General features: G+C 65.7%; 15 protein-coding genes. 9 read left to right on the top strand and 6 right to left on the bottom strand.

The window, feature by feature from the left end; all coding sequences use genetic code 11:
- The first annotated feature begins 1 nt into the window (after position 1).
- Positions 2-2,197 (top strand): ATP-binding protein, encoded by a 2,196-nt coding sequence (locus CRO39_RS02985; RefSeq protein ID WP_097120367.1) that lies wholly within the window; start codon positions 2-4, stop codon positions 2,195-2,197.
- A 156-nt stretch (positions 2,198-2,353) separates the two neighbouring features.
- Here CRO39_RS02985 and CRO39_RS02990 read toward each other — a convergent pair whose 3' ends face one another.
- Both CRO39_RS02990 and CRO39_RS02995 read right to left on the bottom strand, forming a co-directional pair.
- A complete protein-coding gene (locus CRO39_RS02990; protein WP_097120368.1) occupies positions 2,354-3,223 on the bottom strand; it encodes a crotonase/enoyl-CoA hydratase family protein in 870 nt (289 codons plus the stop codon).
- Between the two features lie 353 nt (positions 3,224-3,576).
- A complete protein-coding gene (locus CRO39_RS02995; RefSeq protein WP_097120369.1) occupies positions 3,577-5,262 on the bottom strand; it encodes a long-chain fatty acid--CoA ligase in 1,686 nt (561 codons plus the stop codon).
- A 95-nt stretch (positions 5,263-5,357) separates the two neighbouring features.
- Here CRO39_RS02995 and CRO39_RS03000 point away from each other — a divergent pair, with 95 nt between their 5' ends.
- Complete coding sequence (locus CRO39_RS03000; protein ID WP_238394513.1) at positions 5,358-5,852, top strand: nuclear transport factor 2 family protein; 495 nt, start codon at positions 5,358-5,360, stop codon at positions 5,850-5,852.
- Positions 5,853-5,870: 18 nt separating this feature from the next.
- On the opposite strand, the gene CRO39_RS03005 is transcribed toward CRO39_RS03000, so the two are convergent.
- The 4 genes from CRO39_RS03005 to acnA all read right to left on the bottom strand — a co-directional run bounded on the left by CRO39_RS03005 (position 5,871) and on the right by acnA (position 10,276).
- Positions 5,871-6,425: a hypothetical protein gene (locus tag CRO39_RS03005; RefSeq protein ID WP_097120370.1), complete on the bottom strand. Its 555-nt coding sequence runs from the start codon at positions 6,423-6,425 to the stop codon at positions 5,871-5,873.
- Positions 6,404-6,766, bottom strand: a complete 363-nt coding sequence (locus CRO39_RS03010; RefSeq protein ID WP_097120371.1) for a hypothetical protein — start codon at positions 6,764-6,766, stop codon at positions 6,404-6,406. The genes CRO39_RS03005 and CRO39_RS03010 overlap by 22 nt, the downstream gene beginning before the upstream one ends.
- 73 nt (positions 6,767-6,839) lie before the next feature.
- The gene (locus CRO39_RS03015) at positions 6,840-7,292 is read right to left on the bottom strand and encodes a hypothetical protein (RefSeq protein ID WP_141400689.1); all 453 of its coding nucleotides are present in this window, start codon (positions 7,290-7,292) and stop codon (positions 6,840-6,842) included.
- Between the two features lie 227 nt (positions 7,293-7,519).
- Positions 7,520-10,276: an aconitate hydratase AcnA gene (gene acnA / locus CRO39_RS03020; protein WP_097120373.1), complete on the bottom strand. Its 2,757-nt coding sequence runs from the start codon at positions 10,274-10,276 to the stop codon at positions 7,520-7,522.
- Positions 10,277-10,477: 201 nt separating this feature from the next.
- On the opposite strand from acnA, the gene CRO39_RS03025 reads away from it, so the two are divergent.
- The 7 genes from CRO39_RS03025 to asnB all read left to right on the top strand — a co-directional run bounded on the left by CRO39_RS03025 (position 10,478) and on the right by asnB (position 18,916).
- Positions 10,478-10,723 carry an AbrB/MazE/SpoVT family DNA-binding domain-containing protein gene (locus tag CRO39_RS03025; RefSeq protein WP_097120374.1) on the top strand — a complete coding sequence of 82 codons (246 nt, stop codon included), beginning with the start codon at positions 10,478-10,480 and terminating at the stop codon, positions 10,721-10,723.
- 3 nt (positions 10,724-10,726) lie between these two features.
- Positions 10,727-11,131 (top strand): type II toxin-antitoxin system VapC family toxin, encoded by a 405-nt coding sequence (locus CRO39_RS03030; protein ID WP_097120375.1) that lies wholly within the window; start codon positions 10,727-10,729, stop codon positions 11,129-11,131.
- Positions 11,132-11,159: 28 nt separating this feature from the next.
- Complete coding sequence (gene acnB / locus CRO39_RS03035; RefSeq protein ID WP_097120376.1) at positions 11,160-13,751, top strand: bifunctional aconitate hydratase 2/2-methylisocitrate dehydratase; 2,592 nt, start codon at positions 11,160-11,162, stop codon at positions 13,749-13,751.
- A 791-nt stretch (positions 13,752-14,542) separates the two neighbouring features.
- A complete protein-coding gene (locus CRO39_RS03040; RefSeq protein ID WP_202926252.1) occupies positions 14,543-15,547 on the top strand; it encodes a ketoacyl-ACP synthase III in 1,005 nt (334 codons plus the stop codon).
- The gene (locus CRO39_RS03045) at positions 15,544-15,798 is read left to right on the top strand and encodes an acyl carrier protein (protein ID WP_097120378.1); all 255 of its coding nucleotides are present in this window, start codon (positions 15,544-15,546) and stop codon (positions 15,796-15,798) included. The genes CRO39_RS03040 and CRO39_RS03045 overlap by 4 nt, the downstream gene beginning before the upstream one ends.
- Before the next feature lie 4 nt (positions 15,799-15,802).
- The gene (locus CRO39_RS03050) at positions 15,803-16,939 is read left to right on the top strand and encodes a hypothetical protein (RefSeq protein ID WP_097120379.1); all 1,137 of its coding nucleotides are present in this window, start codon (positions 15,803-15,805) and stop codon (positions 16,937-16,939) included.
- Between the two features lie 33 nt (positions 16,940-16,972).
- Positions 16,973-18,916 carry an asparagine synthase (glutamine-hydrolyzing) gene (gene asnB / locus CRO39_RS03055; RefSeq protein ID WP_097120380.1) on the top strand — a complete coding sequence of 648 codons (1,944 nt, stop codon included), beginning with the start codon at positions 16,973-16,975 and terminating at the stop codon, positions 18,914-18,916.

The following is an 18,916-nucleotide window of genomic DNA, read 5'->3' on the forward strand; positions in this document are numbered from 1 at the left end:
CATGGGCAACCTGTCTGACTGGGTCAAAACCCGGCTATCCAACCGGCCCGACAGCGAACACGGGCAGGCGCTGATCCGCGTCGCCATTTTTACCGGCGTCATCCTCTACATGACCGGCGCCGCCTGGCACGGCAGCCTGTCGCCGGATGTGTACGTGGCCGCCATCGCGATGAGCGCGGCCGGTGCCGGCATCGGGCTGGCGCTGTTCATGAGCATCCTGGCCTCGCCCGGCAAGTCCAACGTCCGCCGCATCATCGGCATGGTCACCGACTACGGTCTGATGACCGTGGCGATGACGTGGAAGGGCGAACCGCTGGCCTGGCTTTATGTGATTCTGATGTGGGTGACCGTCGGCAACGGCCTGCGCTACGGAAACCGTTTCCTGCTGGGCGCGGTCGCCTCGGCATGCGTGTCCTTCGGCACCGTCGTCGCGCTGAACCCATACTGGCAGCAGAACCTGAGCCTGGGCATCGGGCTGTGGTTCGGGCTGATCGCGGTGCCGATGTACCTGTCCGGGCTGCTGCGCCAGCTGACCCGCGCCACCGAGGAAGCCCGCCGCGCAAACGAGGCCAAGAGCCGCTTCCTGGCCAATATGAGCCACGAATTCCGCACCCCGCTCAACGGCCTGTCGGGCATGTCCGAGCTGCTGGCGACCACCCGGTTGGACAGCGAACAGCGCGAATGCCTGTCCACCATCCAGGCGTCCGCGCGCAGCCTGCTGGCACTGGTGGAAGACGTGCTGGACATCTCGGCCATCGAGGCCGGCAAGCTCAAGCTCAACCTGGTCGATTTCTCGCCGCGCGAGATCGTCGACAACATCGGCATGATCCTGGCGCCGCAGGCGCGTTCCAAGCAGTTGAACTACGAGGTCAGTTTCGCGCCGGGCGTACCCGAGCGGCTGCGCGGCGATGCTGGCCACCTGCGGCAGGTGCTGTTGAACCTGGCCGGCAACGCGGTCAAGTTCACCGATGCCGGGCATGTCCGCTTGGAAGTGGCCCCAGGCGCGGCGCGCACCGACGGCGGCGTATGCCTGCGCTTTACCGTCAGCGACACCGGCGTCGGCATACCGGCAGCGGTGCGCACCCGCCTGTTCGAAGCGTTCGAGCAGGCAGATGCCAGCCTGGCCCGCCGTTACGGCGGCACCGGCCTGGGCACCACGATTGCCAAGGGCCTGACCGAGGCCATGGGCGGCACCATCGGCTTCGAGAGCACCGAGCAGCAGGGCAGTTCGTTCTGGGTCGAGCTGCCGTTCGAAACCGTGCAGGCCCGGCCGGCAGTGGCGCCCGTCCATGCTCCGGAAAGCTGGCTGGAAGAATCCGTGCCGGCCGGCTCCGAGAACATCATCGCTTTCTCGGATCCGTTCCTGCGCCACCGCGCCCGCGTGCGCAGCATGCAGTTGCTGGTCGCCGACGATCATGAGGCCAACCGGATGGTGGTGCAGCGCCTGCTGCAGAAGGCGGGCCACAAGGTGACCTGCGTCAACGGCGGCGAAGACGTGCTGAATGCGCTGGAATCCTCCGATTACGATGCGGTCATCTGCGATTTGCACATGCCCGATGTCAGCGGACTGGATCTGCTCAAGCAGCTGCGGGTCATGGAAGCCGGCGGCGGCAGGCGCACGCCGGTGCTGATCCTCAGCGCCGACGTCACTCCCGAGGCGATCCGCAACTGCGAAAAGGCCGGTGCGCGCGCGTTCATGGCCAAACCGGTTGTCGCCAGCCGGCTGCTGGATGTGCTGGCCGAAGTGGCCACCAACGGCAACATCAGCGTCACCGCGACTCCGGCCGCGCCGGCGTCGGCGCCGATGCGCCTGGGCGATGAGATCCTGGATCTGACCGTACTCGACGAGCTCAGCGCGCTGGGCATGGGCGATGTTTTCGAGCGCGAGTTCATCGCGCAATGCCTCAACGACGCCGATGGCTGCATTGGCGCCATGGCGCATGCGATGGAGCAGGAGACCGGCGAGAATCTGCGCGACCACGCCCATGCCTTGAAGGGCGTCGCCAGCAATCTGGGCCTGGTCAAGGTTGCAGCGGCTGCCAGCGAACTGATGCGGCTCAGCGACTGGCAGATTTCGCGCGAATGGAAACAGCGGCTGGCTGCGCTCAATTCCTATCTGGCGCAGGGCCGTTCTGCGTTGGAAACGCGCGCGCGCGCGCGTCAGCAGAGCAGCGAGCACGGCAGCGATCGTACCTGAGCGTATGCCTGTGCCGGCAACGGCAGAGGCCGGAGGATGGCTGCTGGCGGAAAGGGAAGGCAATGAAAGCGGAGTGCTGGCGGGCGGAACGATCCGGCCCGCCACTCCAAAGAACGGCTATGTTCTTTGCCCCCTGTCAGTTGGCGTTGGCGGTTCTCAGGCGGCCTTGATACTTGCGCGCTTTTCCTGCGCCCGCACGATGCGCTCCATCATCCGCAGCGATTTGTCGCCCAGGGCCAGTGCGGTATCCACCCAGATTTCGGTGATGCCCATCAGCTCGTCGTAGCTGACCCGCTGCGAGATGCCGCGCACGCTGTTCATCGCCAGATGCGAGTAGGGTGCGCGCTGCTGCTGGCGGATGAGATCCTGCACGGCCACTTCGCCCTGACCCTTCGGCACCAGCACATCGACGATGCCCATGCGATGGAATTCCTCGCTGCTGTACATGTGGCCATCAAGGATGATGCGTTCGGCCAGCTGCGGCGAGACCCGCTTGCACAGGAACGAATAGGCGCCCATACCGGGGAACAGCCCGAACAGAACCTCAGGCAGCCCCATCTCGACGCCTTCCTCGGCGACGATGGTGTGGCACGCCAGCGCCATTTCCAGACCGCCGCCCAACGCATCGCCCTGTACCAGCGCAATCGTGCGCACGTCGCCGCCCAGGCCGGTATGCAGGGTGTAGACGCCTTCCACGCAGCGGCGCGCGTAGGCGAGCAGGTGCGCACGGTCGTTGGCGCGGATCAGTTTCGAGAACAGATCCAGGTCCCCGCCCAGGTTGAACGCCGAAGCGGCGGAAGCCAGCACGAAATGCCGCAGCCTGCCGGGCTGGCGTTCGCTTTCGCGCAGCGTGATGGATGAAGTGAAGCTCCACATTTCGTCCAGCAGTTCGTTGCGGAAGCATGGACGCGAGCCGGTGCCGGCATCGTTGTGCATGTACATCCAGTGGCTGTTGGCATCGGGAGCGGATTCCACGCGAATGGTGGAGTAGTGGCGGGTACGTTGCAGTTTTTCGATGTTGCTCATGTCGATGTCCTCGGCAGGTGTGGGTCCGCGATGTCGTGGCGGCGGGTGCGGATAATGTGACGGATTTGGCATCACGTCGCGATGCTACACCTGAACGAAGAGTTAAAAGCAAGTGGAGATCATCGCTTGCAGCACTGGTAAGCCGGTAACAGCCGGGCTAAGCACAAAAATGTGATGAAAATCACGCAACATAAGGCCGGTTCCTGGCTCGAACACCAGTGCGCGCGCTGGGAGAGCATCCGAGAGGAAGCCGGCGACCGCGGTATTGCCCGGACATGCCGCAAACATGACGCCCTCGGCGCCTGGGAGAAGAACAAAAAAAGGCCGGCGTGGAGCCGGCCTGGTCGTCGCGTCTAGTGCGCTGGCGCTTGCGGCGGGTCGCGCAACTCCTTCCGCAGGATCTTGCCGACGTTGGTCTTCGGCAGTTCCGTCCGGAACTCCACATGCTTAGGCTGCTTGTAACCGGTCAGCTTGTCGCGGCAGAACGTCCGGATCTGCTCCGCAGTCAGCGCGGGATCCTTCTTGACCACGAATACCTTGACTGCCTCGCCGGATTTATCGTCGGGAACGCCAATCGCGGCGACTTCCAGTACGCCGTCCATGCCGGCGATGACATCCTCGACTTCGTTGGGATAGACGTTGAAGCCGGACACCAGGATCATGTCCTTCTTGCGATCGACGATGTAGAAGAACCCATCGGCATCCATCTTGGCCATGTCGCCGGTATGCAGCCAGCCATCGCCGTCGATGACCTTGGCGGTTTCCTCCGGCCGCTGCCAGTAGCCCTTCATCACCTGCGGCCCCTTGATGCACAGTTCGCCCACTTCGCCAAGCGCCACCATGTTGCCGTCGTCATCCTTGACGCAGGCGTCGGTGGAAGGAATCGGCAGGCCGATGGCGCCGTTGTAGTCCTTCAGGTTCATCGGATTGATACAGGCGGCCGGCGAGGTTTCGGTCAGCCCGTAGGCTTCCACCAGGGTCACGCCGGTGACCTTCTTCCAGCGTTCGGCCACTGCGCGCTGCACCGCCATGCCGCCGCCCAGGGTCATCTTCAGGCTGGAGAAATCGATCTGGTCGAAACCGGGCGTATTGAGCAGGCCGTTGAACAGCGTGTTGACGCCGGTGATGGCGGTGAAGCGCGTCTTGGACAGTTCCTTGACGAAACCGGGCATGTCGCGCGGATTGCTGATGAGATAGTTCAGCCCGCCCAGCTTCATGAACACCAGGCAGTTCGCGGTCAGCGCGAAGATGTGATACAGCGGCAGCGCCGTGATGATGATCTCGTGGCCCAGTTGCAGATCGTTGCCCAGCCACGCGCCGGCCTGCTGCATGTTGGCCACCAGGTTGCGGTGGGTCAGCATGGCGCCCTTGGAAACGCCGGTGGTGCCGCCGGTGTATTGCAGGAACGCGATATCTTCCGAATCGATGTCCATTTCAGGCAGCTTGTGCAGCTTGCCCAGGGTCAAGGTGTCCTTGAACCGCACCGCGCCGGGAATGTCGTAGTCCGGCACCAGTTTCTTGACGTACTTGAGCACGAAATTGATCAGCGCGCCTTTCGGGAAACCGAGCAGATCGCCCAGGCCGGTGGTGATGACCTGCTTGACCGGCGTCTCGGCGATGGCTTCCTGCACCGTCTTGCCGAAATTGTCGACCACCAGCAACGCGGAGGCTCCCGCGTCGGCCAGCTGGTGCTTGAGTTCGCGCGGCGTGTACATCGGATTGACGTTCACCACCGTCAGCCCGGCGCGCAGGATGCCGAAAATGGCGATCGGATACTGCAGGCAGTTGGGCGCCATGATGGCGACGCGATCGCCTTTCTTGAGCTTGAGTTCCCCCAGCAGGTAGGCGCCGAAATCCCGGCTCAGCGCGTCGATTTCGCCGTAGGTCAGCGACTTGCCGAAATTGCTGAAGGCAGGCCGGTCGCGGTAATCGGCGACCGCCGTTTCGAATACCGAAACGATCGACCGGTACTGCCCCAGATCGATTTCATGCGGCACGCCTTGCGGATAGCTGTTGAACCACGGACGATCCTGACTCATCTTGTACTCCCTCCCCAGGGTTTATGGGCTCGGTTCCGGCGCATGTCGGCGCATGCGGCCTTGTGGGGGTCCACGACAGGAGCATACCGTTCCGGATGGAAAAGGCGAAGCGGTTACAGCGGTTACCGATTGCAGCGGCGCTCAATGCGCCGGGATGGACCGGGCTGCTCAAGGCGACGGCGCTGCTGTTGATGCTGGCGGCGCTGGCCGCCTGCGAGCGGGCGACTCCGGAGCAGCGATTGTGCGAGCGACTGGACGCAATGCAGACGGCGTTGTCGGAACGCCGCCCGGCGGAGTTCATCGACGGCGTCAGCGAGGAGTTTTCCGGAAATGGCGGCATGGATCGTGCTGCGGTGCACAACCTGTTGCGGGTACAGCTGCTGGCCAACCGGCATGTCGGCGCCAAGCTCGGCCCGGCCCAGGTGGAGATGCACGGACGGCAGGCCACTGTCCGGTTCACCGCCGTGCTGACCGGCGGCAGCGGCCGGTTGCTGCCGGATTCGGCGCAGGTCTATCGTGTCACCAGCGGCTGGCGGGAAGAAGGCGGCCAATGGCGGATCCATTACGCGCAGTGGGAACCGCAGTTGTAGCGCCGCCGCGGATTCGGCTCAGAACCGATAACAGGACGACAGCGCCGCTTTTGCCGCCGCATCGGCACCGTCGAGCGCAAGCTGCCCCTGCAATCCGTTGTTGATGGTCAGCACGGCAGAGCCGCGCCTGGCGAGCAGAAGGCGTGGCAGCGGCGAAGGCCGCAAGTCGCCGTACCAGACGCTGCCACCGGCCGATGGCTGGGTCAGCGTCAATGACACGCGCTGGCCGGCAAAATCCAGGCCCAGCACCACCGGCCCGGCAGGCGGCTTGGCCTTCAATGCGAACGCCGCTATCGGTACGTTCTTTTCGCAGAGCAGGCTCATGCTTTGCACGACGCCCGGGCCGCTCACCGTGGCCACCGGCGGACGGCCGCCGACGGGACGTATCTGCCACCCTTGGGCAGTGGGCGCCGCTGCTGCCGGGGCAGCCCGCGCCGCTGCCGGACTGGTCTGCAATAGCCGGTTGCCTTGCCAGCGGTAGTACGCGGTCTTGTCGATGCTCGGGCAGCAGCGCGGGTCGTTGGGCCCCGGCCACTTGGCCTTGACCCGGATCAACCCACGCTCGATATCCATTTTCTCCACGCTGCCCAGTGCATCGGAAGACTCCGCGGCCAGCGCATAGCCGTTGCCGCGGTCGGTGAATACGGCCAGCGAATTGCTCCAGAAGGTGGCCCGTAAGAAACGGTCAACAGCACTATTTCGGCCTTTCCGTCGCCATCGAGATCGGCGATTTCGGTCTGGCTGGGCTCGACACTCTCCTGGTTCAGCCTGGCCTGGACGTTGGCGGCTGCGACATGGCGCTGCACGACGCTTTCCACGCTGGCGGCATCCGGCGTCGCCGCCCCGGCATCGCCGGCAGTGCCGGCCAGCACCGGCAACAACGCGGCGTGCATGATGACAATCAGCGATTTCATTGCCGCTCTCCATCGATTCGCCAGGGGACTGGCAGCAGCGCGGGCTTGCGATCCACTGGCGCGCTGTCCGGCGTCAGCGGCACCTGGCATAGGGCGAGCCGTCGACCAGCGCCCGATTGCGCGCGGTAAAAGGCGGGCCGCCTTTCCAGCCTTCGTCCTGGCCCTCTATGGTCATGGCGCCTTCCTTTTCGTTGGCGTTGAACGTCATCAGCAGCGGGTAGTTGCCGTTCCCTCCGAAGGGAAAGAACCATTGGCTGATGCCTTCGTAGAAATTGCCGCCGTAACTGGCGGCAAATTCCATGCGCGAGACTTTTTCCTTGCCGCCGGAAACTTCAAAAGTCATTCCGCTGGCGTCCACCAGCACCTGCGGCTGACGCTTGCAGTCTCCGCCGGGTGCATAACGGCCATGCAGGGCCTTGAAGTCCTGCAGGCCGGTTATCTCCACCGCGTGGGCGGGGATGGCTGCGGCCATGGCGAGGGACAGGAGACATCCGGACAGAACGGGGCGGTCGTTGCGGCTTCGCATGGCAATCTCCGTGAAGGGGAGCCGCTTCGGGAGAGGCTCCTTTTCACCGCAACGCAAATCCGCCGCAGGGCCGGCCAATGGCAATGCGCCTGCCGTTTCTCCCGGGCAGGCTGCGCCGCATGGGGTGTTTCAGGCGTTCCGCCAGGACGGGCAATGAGCCAACAGTGAGCGGCAAACCCGAACGCCCGCCGCGTAGCGGCGGGCGGGTCTTCCGCCGGCGCCGCGGGTCAGGCGGCTCTGCGCGCCGCCAGTTGGCGCAGTACGTAGTGCAACAGGCCACCGTGGCGGAAGTACTCCACTTCCTTCGGCGTCAGCAGCAATACCTTGGCCTGGAACTTCACTTCATGCCCATCGGCCTTCTTCGCACTGATGGTGGCGACCTTGGCGGCGCCATCCTGCAGGCCGGTGATGTCAAACACCTCCGAGCCGTCCAGGCCCAGCGTCGCAGCGTTCTGGCCCTCGATGAACTGCAGCGGCAGCACGCCCATGCCGACCAGGTTGGAACGGTGGATGCGCTCGAAGCTTTCGGCGAACACGGCCTTGACTCCCAGCAGGTTGGTGCCCTTGGCCGCCCAGTCGCGCGAGGAGCCGGTGCCGTATTCCTTGCCCGCCAGCACGACCAGCGGCGTACCGTCGGCCTTGTACTTCATCGCGGCGTCGTAGATGGACATCTTCTCCGGCGATGCGCCACCGAAGTAAAGCGTATTGCCGCCTTCCTCGCCGCCGAACATCAGGTTCTTGATGCGGATATTGGCGAAGGTGCCGCGCACCATGACGTCATCGTTGCCGCGGCGCGAACCATAGCTGTTGAAGTCGGCCGGCAGCACGCCACGCTCCTGCAGGAAGCGGCCCGCCGGCGAGTCCTTCTTGATGTTGCCAGCCGGCGAGATGTGGTCGGTGGTGATGGAGTCGCCGAACAGCCCCAGCACGCGCGCGCCGTGGACGTCGGAGATGCGGCCCACCGCCATCGACATGCCGTCGAAGTAGGGCGGGTTCTTGATGTAGGTGGAAGCGCCGTCCCAGTCGTAGAGCTCGCCGTCGGGCGAGGCGATGGCGTTCCAGCGGCTATCGCCCTTGAATACATCGGCGTAGTTCTTCTTGAACATTTCCGGGCCGATGGTGCGGGCGATGAAATCGCCGATTTCCTTGTTGCTTGGCCAGATGTCCTTCAGATAGACCGGCTGGCCGTCGCTGCCTGTGCCCAGTGGTTCGCTGGTCAGATCGATGTCGGTGGTGCCGGCGATGGCGTAGGCCACCACCAGCGGCGGCGACGCCAGGTAGTTCATCTTCACTTCGGAGTGGATGCGGCCCTCGAAGTTGCGATTGCCCGACAGCACCGAGGCCACCACCAGGTCGCCGGCGGCGATAGCGGCGCTGACCTCGACCGGCAACGGGCCGGAGTTGCCGATGCAGGTGGTGCAGCCGTAGCCGACCACGTAGAAGCCGATCTTTTCCAGTTCGTCCAGCAGGCCGGCCTTCTTCAGATAGTCGGTGACCACCAGCGAGCCCGGCCCCAACGAGGTCTTGACCCACGGTTTGCGGGTCAGGCCGCGGGCGGCGGCGTTGCGGGCAAGCAGGCCGGCGCCCAGCATTACCGCCGGGTTGGAGGTGTTGGTGCAGGAGGTGATGGCGGCAATGACCACCGAGCCGTCCTTCAGTTCCACGTCCTGGCCATCGATGCGGACCTGCGCGCGCCCCTTGGGCAGGACTTCGCGATTGCCGATGGCGGTGCCGCCGCCTTCGTCTTCCAGGCGCGCTTCGGCTGTGCCGTTCTTCTCGCGCACCGCGGTCATCGGGACCAGGTTGTCGCGGAAGTTCTGTTTTACATCCTGCAGCAGCACGCGGTCCTGCGGGCGCTTGGGGCCGGCCAGCGATGGCTTCACCTCGGCCATGTCCAGGTGCAGCGTGGCGCTGTATTGGGCATGCGGGCTGTCGGCGTCGTGCCACAGGCCCTGCGCCTTGGCGTAGGCCTCGACCAGGGCGATCTGCTCCTCGCTGCGGCCGGACAGGCGCAGGTAGGTCAGCGATTCGGCGTCGATCGGGAAGATGCCGCAGGTGGCGCCGTATTCGGGCGCCATGTTGCCGATGGTGGCGCGGTCGGCCAGCGGCAGGTGCTGCAGGCCGTCGCCGTAGAATTCGACGAACTTGCCGACCACGCCGTGGGCGCGCAGCATCTGGGTGACGGTCAGCACCAGGTCGGTGGCGGTGGCGCCTTCGGGCAGCCGGCCGCTCAGCTTGAAGCCGATCACCTGCGGGATCAGCATCGACGACGGCTGCCCGAGCATCGCCGCCTCGGCCTCGATGCCGCCGACGCCCCAGCCCAGCACGCCGATGCCGTTGATCATCGTGGTGTGCGAGTCGGTGCCGAACACGGTATCGGGGTAGGCCAGCGTTTCGCCGCCTTGGTCGGCGGTCATCACCACCCGCGCCAGGTTCTCCAGATTGACCTGGTGGACGATGCCGGTGTTGGGCGGCACCACCTTGAAATTGTCGAACGCCTTCTGCCCCCAGCGCAGGAAGCCGTAACGCTCCTTGTTGCGTTCGAATTCGATCCGGCCGTTGATGTCCAGCGAACCGGCGTTGCCGAACGAGTCCACCTGGACCGAGTGGTCGATGACCAGTTCGGAGGGAATCAGCGGGTTGATCTGTTCCGGATCGCCGCCCAGCTTGACCACCGCATCGCGCATCGCCGCCAGGTCGACCACGCAGGGCACGCCGGTGAAGTCCTGCAGCACCACCCGGGCGGGCATGAAGGCGATTTCGGTGTCCGGCTCCTTGGCCGCATCCCAGCGCGCGACCGCTTCGATGTGCGCCGGAGCAACGCTGACGCCGTCCTCGCAGCGCAGCAGGTTTTCCAACAGGATCTTCATCGAGTACGGCAGGTGGGCAATCTGGAACTGCTGGCCCAGCTTGGGCAGGCTGAAATAGGTGTAGGACTTGCCGTTGACGTCCAGGGTGCTGCGGGTGGCGAAGGAATCACTCATGTGGGGAGGCTCCTGTAGCTGGGAAGTGGAAAGGCGCGCGGTTCCGAGCGTAACCACCCGGGCAAAGCCGCCTTGTGAATGCTGGCGTTCATTATCCGCCAATTGGATGACAGGGCAGGATTATCCGCCGCAGCCACCGCCGCAGTTTGAGTATGCATGGAAAAGTATGTATTATTTGCGCATACTTTCGAGGGCATAGCGATGGAAGCCACCGTTGCCGAACGCGGGCAGATCACGCTGCCGAAGGCCGTGCGCGATGCGCTGGGCCTGACCAAGGGCAGCGTACTGAAAGTGGAGTTGGACGGCAGCCGCATCGTGCTGCGCAAGAGCGTGGACGACGCCATTTCGCGCGCGCGCGGGCGCTTCAAGCTGGACGGCTTTGCCTCCACCGACGAGGCGATGCGCGCCATTCGCGGCCGCGCGCCCGGCGAAGCGCTGGATCCGTAGGCCTTGATCGCGCTGGATTCTTCCGTGCTGGTCGACCTGCTGGCCGACGGCCCCCAGGCCGACGCCGCCGAGGCCTGCCTGCGCCAGTGCCTGAGCAGCGGGCCGGTGGTGATCTGCGATGTGGCGCTGGCCGAGGTCTGCAGCGCGCTGCGCGACGGCTCCGAGGCGCTGGCGGTGCTGGAGGAAATGAGCATCCGTTACAGCCCGCTGGAGGCAAAGTCGGCGCTGCGCGCCGGCGAGATGCTGCGCCGTTACCGCCAGCGCGGCGGCAGCCGGGTCCGCGCGGTGCCCGATTTCCTGATCGGCGCCCATGCGCTGCTGCAATGCAATGGCCTGATCACTCGCGACGACAGTTTTTACCGGGACTACTTCAAGGGCTTGAAGCTGATCGTCCCGGCCACCGAATAACCCCCTTCACCGAACCACCGGAGTCACCATGTTGGAAGCCTACCGCCACCACGTTGCCGAGCGCGCCGCGCTGGGAATCCCGCCGCTGCCGCTGACCGCGCAGCAGACCGCCGAGGTCATCGAACTGCTGAAGGCGCCGCCGGCCGGGGAAGAGGAATTCCTGCTGGAACTGATCGGCCACCGCGTGCCGGCCGGCGTCGATGATGCGGCCAAGGTCAAGGCCTCGTATCTGGCCGCCGTCGCCTTCGGCACGGAGCAATGCCCGCTGATCACCCGCGAGCGCGCCACCGAACTGCTGGGCACCATGCTGGGCGGCTACAACATCCATCCGCTGGTGGAACTGCTGGAGGACGCCCAGGTCGGCACCATCGCCGCTACCGCGCTCAAGCACACGCTGCTGATGTTCGACGCCTTCCATGACGTGCAGGAAAAGGCTTCGAGCGGCAACGCCAACGCCCAATCCGTGCTGCAGAGCTGGGCCGACGCCGAATGGTTCACCAGCAAGCCGGAAGTGCCGGAAAGCCTGACCGTCACCGTGTTCAAGGTGCCGGGCGAGACCAACACCGACGACCTGTCGCCGGCCCCCGACGCCACCACCCGCCCGGACATCCCGATGCACGCGCTGGCGATGCTGAAGAACAAGCGCGACGGCGCGCCGTTCCAGCCGGAAGAAGACGGCAAGCGCGGCCCGATCGCCTTCATCCAGTCGCTGGCCGAAAAGGGCCACCCGGTCGCCTATGTTGGCGACGTGGTCGGCACCGGTTCCAGCCGCAAGTCGGCGACCAATTCGGTACTGTGGTGGACCGGCGAGGACATCCCGTACATCCCCAACAAGCGCTTCGGCGGCGTCTGCCTGGGCAGCAAGATCGCACCGATCTTCTACAACACCATGGAAGACGCCGGCGCGCTGCCGATCGAGCTGGACGTGTCGAAGATGGACATGGGCGATGTGGTCGAACTGCGCCCCTACGAGGGCAAGGCGCTGAAGGACGGGCAGGTCATTGCGGAATTCCAGGTCAAGAGCGACGTGCTGTTCGACGAAGTGCGCGCCGGTGGCCGCATTCCGCTGATCATCGGCCGCGGCCTGACCGCCAAGGCGCGCGAGGCGCTGGGCCTGCCGCCTTCCACGCTGTTCCGCCTGCCGCAGGTGCCGGCCGATACCGGCAAGGGCTTCACGCTGGCGCAGAAGATGGTCGGCCGCGCCTGCGGTCTGCCCGAAGGGCAGGGCATGCGCCCGGGTACCTATTGCGAACCGAAGATGACCTCGGTGGGTTCGCAGGACACCACCGGTCCGATGACCCGCGATGAGCTGAAGGACCTGGCCTGCCTGGGCTTTTCCGCCGACCTGGTGATGCAGTCGTTCTGCCACACCGCGGCCTACCCGAAGCCGGTCGACGTCAGGACCCACCACGAGCTGCCGGCGTTCATCAGCAACCGCGGCGGCATTTCTCTGCGTCCGGGCGATGGCGTGATCCACAGCTGGCTCAACCGCATGCTGCTGCCGGACACCGTCGGCACCGGCGGCGATTCGCATACGCGCTTCCCGGTGGGCATTTCGTTCCCGGCCGGCTCGGGCCTGGTCGCCTTTGCCGCGGCCACCGGCGTGATGCCGCTGGACATGCCCGAATCGGTGCTGGTGCGCTTCAAGGGCCAGCTGCAGCCGGGCGTGACCCTGCGCGATCTGGTCAACGCCATCCCGCTGTACGCGATCAAGCAGGGCCTGCTGACGGTGGCCAAGCAGGGCAAGAAGAACATCTTCTCCGGCCGCATCCTGGAGATCGAAGGCCTGCCGGACCTGAAGGTGGAGCAGGCGTTCGAACTGTCCGACGCCTCGGCCGAGCGTTCCGCTGCCGGCTGCACCGTGCACCTGGACAAGGCCCCGATCATCGAATACATCAACAGCAACATCACGCTGCTGAAGTGGATGATTGCCGAGGGCTACCAGGACCCGCGCAGCCTGCAGCGCCGGATCAAGGCGATGGAAGCCTGGCTGGCCGATCCGCAGTTGTTGAAGGCCGATGCCGACGCCGAATACGCCGCCGTCATCGAAATCGATCTGGCCGATGTGCACGAGCCCATCGTGGCCTGCCCGAACGATCCCGACGACGTGAAGACGCTGTCGGAAGTCTCCGGCGCGGTGATCGATGAGGTCTTCATCGGTTCGTGCATGACCAATATCGGGCATTTCCGCGCGGCGTCGAAGCTGCTGGAAGGCAAGCGCGACATCCCGACCAAGCTGTGGGTTGCGCCGCCGACCAAGATGGACGCCGCCGAACTGACCAAGGAAGGCCACTACGGCACCTTCGGCACCGCTGGCGCGCGCATGGAAATGCCGGGCTGCTCGTTGTGCATGGGCAACCAGGCGCAGGTCAAGGAGGGCGCCACCGTGTTCTCCACCAGCACCCGCAATTTCCCCAACCGCCTGGGCAAGAACTCCAACGTTTACCTGGGCTCGGCCGAACTGGCCGCCATCTGCTCGCGCCTTGGCCGCATCCCGAGCAAGGCCGAGTACATGGCCGACATCGGCGTGCTGGATGCCAACGGCGCCGAGATCTACCGCTACATGAACTTCGATCAGATCCAGGACTACAAGGACGTGGCCGACACCGTCAGCGCCTGATCGCGACGGCTGCATGCTGTACCCAAAGCCCGGCCTTGCGCCGGGTTTTTTTTATTCTTTTCCTCAATGTGGGGAGGCACTACCGGGGCGCTCATGGGCGGGCTCCGGAAGGGCGCCGTATCCTGGCGACCGGGGACCGCTTTTCCCTCGGTCAGGGCCGCTTCGCGGTCCGGCCCGGCGCAGCGCGCCGGGCGTTCGCGCGCACGCGCGGCGATGCCGCGCAAGCCGTCCGCGCTCACCCTGCCCTGACTCGGGCGCGCGCCATCCCTGGCGCGCTCTGCGCGGCCCCCCGGCCGCCAGGACACGGCTCACAGCCTGGCCAGGCCATCGGGGCTTCGGTGGCAGGCCATAGAAGCGGTAATAACGAATCGCCGATGCGGCGTCCCGATCGGGGTATACGGACAGCAGGCCATGGATGGCCTGCGGCGGCGAGTCAGCCAGGGATGGCTGACCGAGCCGGGCAGCATGCCCCGGTCGGGACGCCGCTGCTTCCGAAGCCTGCACACAGAACGTTCGCCTGGGCAACGGATTCCACATAGAAGTTCCCTGTACTTGGGAGCTTTTTGTGGGTGGCTTCTGCGGAAGTCATGCCGGTATGCCGGCACGACCCGAATAACGAAGGTCTGCCGAATGGCAGACGGATTGCGCTCCTGGAGCGTCCGGTTTGCCCCGGATTGCGCGTTCAACCTGGCAACAGGTAGCGATGTCGGCGCACGGAGCCGGCGCAGTACCGTCATTCGACATAACAGGGGCAGGGCTGCGTGGCTCAAGCACGGATCCAGGGATTTCGCGTGGCGGGTGTCAGCACCTGCGTTCCTCCGCAGCGCGTGGACAATCTGGCCGATAGCGAACGTTTCGGCGCCGACGAAGTACGCAAGGTGGTTTCGATGGCCGGCGTGCGGCACCGGCATGTGGTGGAACCGGGAACGACCGCGGCGGACTTGTGCTTCGAAGCGGCGACCGCGCTGATGGAACGGCTTCGATGGGCGCCCGACAGCATCACCGGGCTGATCTTCGTCAGCCAGTCGCCCGATTACTTCCTGCCGTCCACCAGTTGCCTGTTGCACAAGTGGCTGGGCCTGGCGGACAGCTGCGCTGCGTTCGACATCGGCCTGGGTTGTTCCGGCTACCCGTATGGCTTGTATGTGGCCGCATCCATGCTCAAGGCCGGCGGCCAGCAGCGCATCCTGATGCTGCACGGCGAAACCCCCAGCCGCTTCAGCCATCCAGACGATCATGCCACTACGCTGCTGTTCGGCGATGCCGGTTCGGCGACCGCGCTGGAAAGCAGTGCGGACGGCGAGGCGAGTTTCTGCCTGCACACCGATGGCAGCGGCTATGAGGGGTTGATCATCCGCGGCGGCGGTTTCCGCGACCGCCATCCGGACAACCCGCGCGATCTTGCGCTGGAAATGGACGGCGCGGCCATCTTCAATTTCACCATCAAACGCGTGCCGGCGCTGATCCGCGACGCGCTGGCATTCGCCGGCAAGCAGGTCGAGGACGTCGACCAGTTCGTATTCCATCAATCCAATCGTTTCATCATCAAGCACCTGGCCAAGAAATGCGGACTGCCGGACGAGCGCGTGCCGATGACCATCGAGGACACCGCCAACTGCGGCGGCCCGTCGGTGGCGGTGACCTTGACCCGCTGCTCGCCGCAGCCGCCAGCGGCACAGACGGTGATGCTGGTGGGTTACGGCGTGGGGCTGTCGTGGGCTTCGGCGCTGCTGACGCTGGAGGCGCAGGCGCCGTTGCTGCATGCCGTGTACAGCGGCGAAGGGGTTCGCGCATGAGCGCCGCAAGGATCACCATTGCCGAGGCGGTACAGATGCTGGCCGACGCCTTCGCCGAACCCGCCGATGAACTGGCGCCGGAGCGAAGTCGCGACGACATCGGCGGTTGGGATTCGATGGGCGCGCTGATGCTGATGGCGGAGCTGGACGAACGCTTCGGCCTGCAGCTCGATGCCGAGCAGTCCAAGGCGATGCGCAGCGTCGGCGATGTGTTGGCCTACCTGCGCGCGCACGGTGTGCTGGATGAGTAGGCCGATGGACAGCGGGCCCGTGCGGACGCCGGAGTTCGAAACCACCACGCGGTTGTTCGCGCGTTCGCTGGGGTGGACCCCGCAAGCGCTGCTGGAGGCCTTGCGTCCGGCGGTTCCGGAAGACCTGCCTGCGCTGGTCGCTTTCCGTGCCCGCCGCGGTTGGGACGACGAGGCCTACCTGCGCTGGCGGTACGGACTGGATTCGGCGGACGGCAATGGCCATGGCCGGTTGTGGCTGCTGCGGCGAGCGTCGTCGGTGATCGCGGTCATCGGCGTGGAGAAACAGCCGATCCGCTATCGCGGTGCCGTGCACGATGGCCAGCTGTTGATGGACGTGCAACTGGACTCCGCCGCGGAAGGGGCGGGGGGCGGCGTGTGGCTGAACCAGGCGATGTTCCGCAAGGCCCCGATTACCCTGGCGGTCGGCGCCAATACGCATTCGCTGGGACTGGTCCGGCGGTTGTTCCTGCCATTGCCGCCGCGCAGCTACTACGTGCTGCCGCTGGATGCCGGCGCGATGCTGCGCCAGCATGGCGTTCCCGGACTGCTGGCGGGCGTGGCCGGTCCGGTGATCGGCGGTGCCTGGCGACTGCGTGCCGGCTTGTCCGGTCCGCGCGATGACGGCGGCACCGAGGTCCGCGAAATCGCCGGCTTCAGCGATGCGTTGCTGCAACCGCTTTACGCCGGGTTGGAGGCCGATGAGGCCAGCATCGCGCCAGCGGCGGCTCAGTTGAACTGGCGATTGCAGGACAATCCGCGCGCGCAATACCGTGTGCTGGCTGCCTTGCGCGATCGGCGCTGCGTCGGCTATCTGGCCATGCGGCGGCTGGTCGACGCCAACGGCATGACAGGCATGCATATCATCGACTGGAAAACGGTGGCCGAGCGTGCGGACGACATTCTTGCCTGCCTGCTGCGCCAGGCGGTGGCGATGGCAAGGCAGGAGCGTTGCCAGCGCCTGTTCACCACCGCGCTGGATCGGCGCGCCGGTCCGTTGCTTGGGCGCATCGGCTTTCTGCGCGGGCGGCCGAGCGAGCACCTGCTGACCGGTATCCGCACCGAGCTGCCGCTTCCCGGCGCGGGAGCGCCCGGCAGCTGGCGCATCACCGATCTGAGTTTCGACAACGATGGCTGCTACTGAACCGCGTCATCCGTTCGTGCAGGCAGGATCGCCATGTGCGGTATAGCCGGGATCATCGCTGCGGCATCGGCGGCGCCTCCGGAGCAAAGCGAACTGCGTTCGATGATCGCGGCCTTGCATCATCGCGGGCCGGACGGCAGCCGGATACGTGCGGATGGGCAGGTCGGGCTGGCCCACGCGCGGCTTTCGATCATCGACCCGGAAGGCGGCTGGCAGCCTATCCATAACCCGGGCCGCGATGTCTGGGTGATCTTCAACGGCGAGATCTTCAACCACATCGAGCTGCGGACGGCGCTGGAACGCCAGGGGCACCGGTTCTACACCGATTCGGATACCGAAGTGATCGTGCATCTGTACGATCGCTACGGCGAGGCGTTCGTGGAGCATCTCAACGGACAGTTCGCGATTGCGCTGCACGACATGCGCCGGCAGCGCATGGTGTTCGCGCGCGACCGCGTCGGCATCCGGCCGCTGCACTACCGGCGCCTGCCCGGACGGCTGGCGTTCGCATCCGAAATCAAGGCGCTGTTCGCGTTGCCGGGCCAACACCGCGCTTTCGATGTGCAGGCCTTGGGCGAGATCTTCAGTTTCTGGGGTACGCTGGACTCGCGCACCGTGTTTCAGGACGTGAGTCAGCTGCCGCCAGGCCACCGGATGGTGGTGGACCTGCGCGATCCGGCGCTGCAGCCGCGCATCGAGCGCTATTGGGCCTGGCAGCACCTGTCGGCAGACGAGCCGGGCCGCAGCGAGGACGATTACGCCGCGGAGTTGCATGCGTTGCTGATCGATGCGGTGCGACTTCAGTTGCGCGCCGATGTGCCGGTCGGCGCGTACCTGAGCGGCGGTCTGGATTCGGCGGTCATCGCCACCCTCATCGCCCGGCATACGCAGACGCCGTTGCGGACGTTTTCGCTGGGTTTTTCCGATGCCGAGTTCGACGAGCGCATCCATCAGCGCACGCTGGTGGACGCGCTGGGCACCGAGCACAGCGAGATCCTGGTCGACCGGGCAGATATCGCCGCCGCCTTCGCGCAATCGGTCTTCCACGCCGAGTCGCCGCTGGTGCGCACCGCGCCGACGCCGCTGATGCTGCTGGCCGGGCATGTGCAGGATGCCGGCTACAAGGTGGCACTGACCGGCGAGGGCGCCGACGAAGTATTCGCCGGCTACGATCTGTTCAAGGAAGCCAGGGTCCGGCGGTTCATGGCGCGGCAACCCGGCAGCCGCTGGCGCGGCCGCATCCTGGAACGGCTGTATCCGTACCTGGATCATTCGCCGGTGCGTTCGCCCGGCTTTGCCGAACGTTTCTTCCGCGAGGGCGCCGAGCAGCAGGCACAACCGTGGTTCGCGCATCTGCCGCGCATCCGCAGCACGCAGCGGGTACTGCGCTTCCTGCATCCGGATCTGCGCCGGCAGTTGCAGGGCTGGCGCGCCGAAGATGCGCTGCAGGCGGGATTGCCGGCCGGGATCCGCGACTGGCCGCCGCTGGCCCGCGACCAGCAGGTCGAAGCGACCACCTTGCTGCCGGGCTATCTGCTGTCCTCGCAGGGGGACCGCATGAGCATGGCGCGTTCGGTGGAGGGGCGATATCCGTTCCTGGATCACCGGGTTGTCGAATTCGGCAACCGGCTGCCGGCACGTTTCAAGCTGCGCGGCCTGTGCGAGAAGTACCTTCTCAAGCGGGCGATGCGCGACGAGTTGCCGGCATCGATCCTGCAACGGCACAAGCAACCGTACCGGGCGCCGGACAGCGGCTGCTTCTTCGCGCAGGGCCAGCCGCTGCCGTGGGTGGCAGCGGCGCTGGCGCCGGATCGCCTGGCCGCCAGCGGTCTGTTCGATACGGCCGCGGTTGCGCATCTGGTCGAAAAATGCCGCAGCGGCCGCGCCATAGGCTTTCCCGACAACATGGCGTTCGTCGGCATCCTGTCCACCTTGCTGCTGCACGAACGGTTCGTGCAGACAGCGCCGGGAGCGTAG

It is taken from the genome of Pseudoxanthomonas wuyuanensis (genome assembly GCF_900215535.1).
Classification (GTDB): domain Bacteria; phylum Pseudomonadota; class Gammaproteobacteria; order Xanthomonadales; family Xanthomonadaceae; genus Pseudoxanthomonas_A; species Pseudoxanthomonas_A wuyuanensis.

What these genes read in the sequence shown, in the direction of transcription:
- CRO39_RS03050 (WP_097120379.1), top strand. Translation starts at nt 15,803, where the DNA reads ATGGACAGCGGGCCCGTGCGGACGCCGGAGTTCGAAACCACCACGCGG.
- acnA (WP_097120373.1), bottom strand. Translation starts at nt 10,276, where the DNA reads ATGAGTGATTCCTTCGCCACCCGCAGCACCCTGGACGTCAACGGCAAG.
- CRO39_RS02995 (WP_097120369.1), bottom strand. Translation starts at nt 5,262, where the DNA reads ATGAGTCAGGATCGTCCGTGGTTCAACAGCTATCCGCAAGGCGTGCCG.
- CRO39_RS03045 (WP_097120378.1), top strand. Translation starts at nt 15,544, where the DNA reads ATGAGCGCCGCAAGGATCACCATTGCCGAGGCGGTACAGATGCTGGCC.
- CRO39_RS03005 (WP_097120370.1), bottom strand. Translation starts at nt 6,425, where the DNA reads ATGGATATCGAGCGTGGGTTGATCCGGGTCAAGGCCAAGTGGCCGGGG.
- CRO39_RS03015 (WP_141400689.1), bottom strand. Translation starts at nt 7,292, where the DNA reads ATGCGAAGCCGCAACGACCGCCCCGTTCTGTCCGGATGTCTCCTGTCC.
- CRO39_RS03000 (WP_238394513.1), top strand. Translation starts at nt 5,358, where the DNA reads ATGGAAAAGGCGAAGCGGTTACAGCGGTTACCGATTGCAGCGGCGCTC.
- CRO39_RS03010 (WP_097120371.1), bottom strand. Translation starts at nt 6,766, where the DNA reads ATGAAATCGCTGATTGTCATCATGCACGCCGCGTTGTTGCCGGTGCTG.
- CRO39_RS02985 (WP_097120367.1), top strand. Translation starts at nt 2, where the DNA reads ATGGGCAACCTGTCTGACTGGGTCAAAACCCGGCTATCCAACCGGCCC.
- asnB (WP_097120380.1), top strand. Translation starts at nt 16,973, where the DNA reads ATGTGCGGTATAGCCGGGATCATCGCTGCGGCATCGGCGGCGCCTCCG.
- acnB (WP_097120376.1), top strand. Translation starts at nt 11,160, where the DNA reads ATGTTGGAAGCCTACCGCCACCACGTTGCCGAGCGCGCCGCGCTGGGA.
- CRO39_RS03025 (WP_097120374.1), top strand. Translation starts at nt 10,478, where the DNA reads ATGGAAGCCACCGTTGCCGAACGCGGGCAGATCACGCTGCCGAAGGCC.
- CRO39_RS02990 (WP_097120368.1), bottom strand. Translation starts at nt 3,223, where the DNA reads ATGAGCAACATCGAAAAACTGCAACGTACCCGCCACTACTCCACCATT.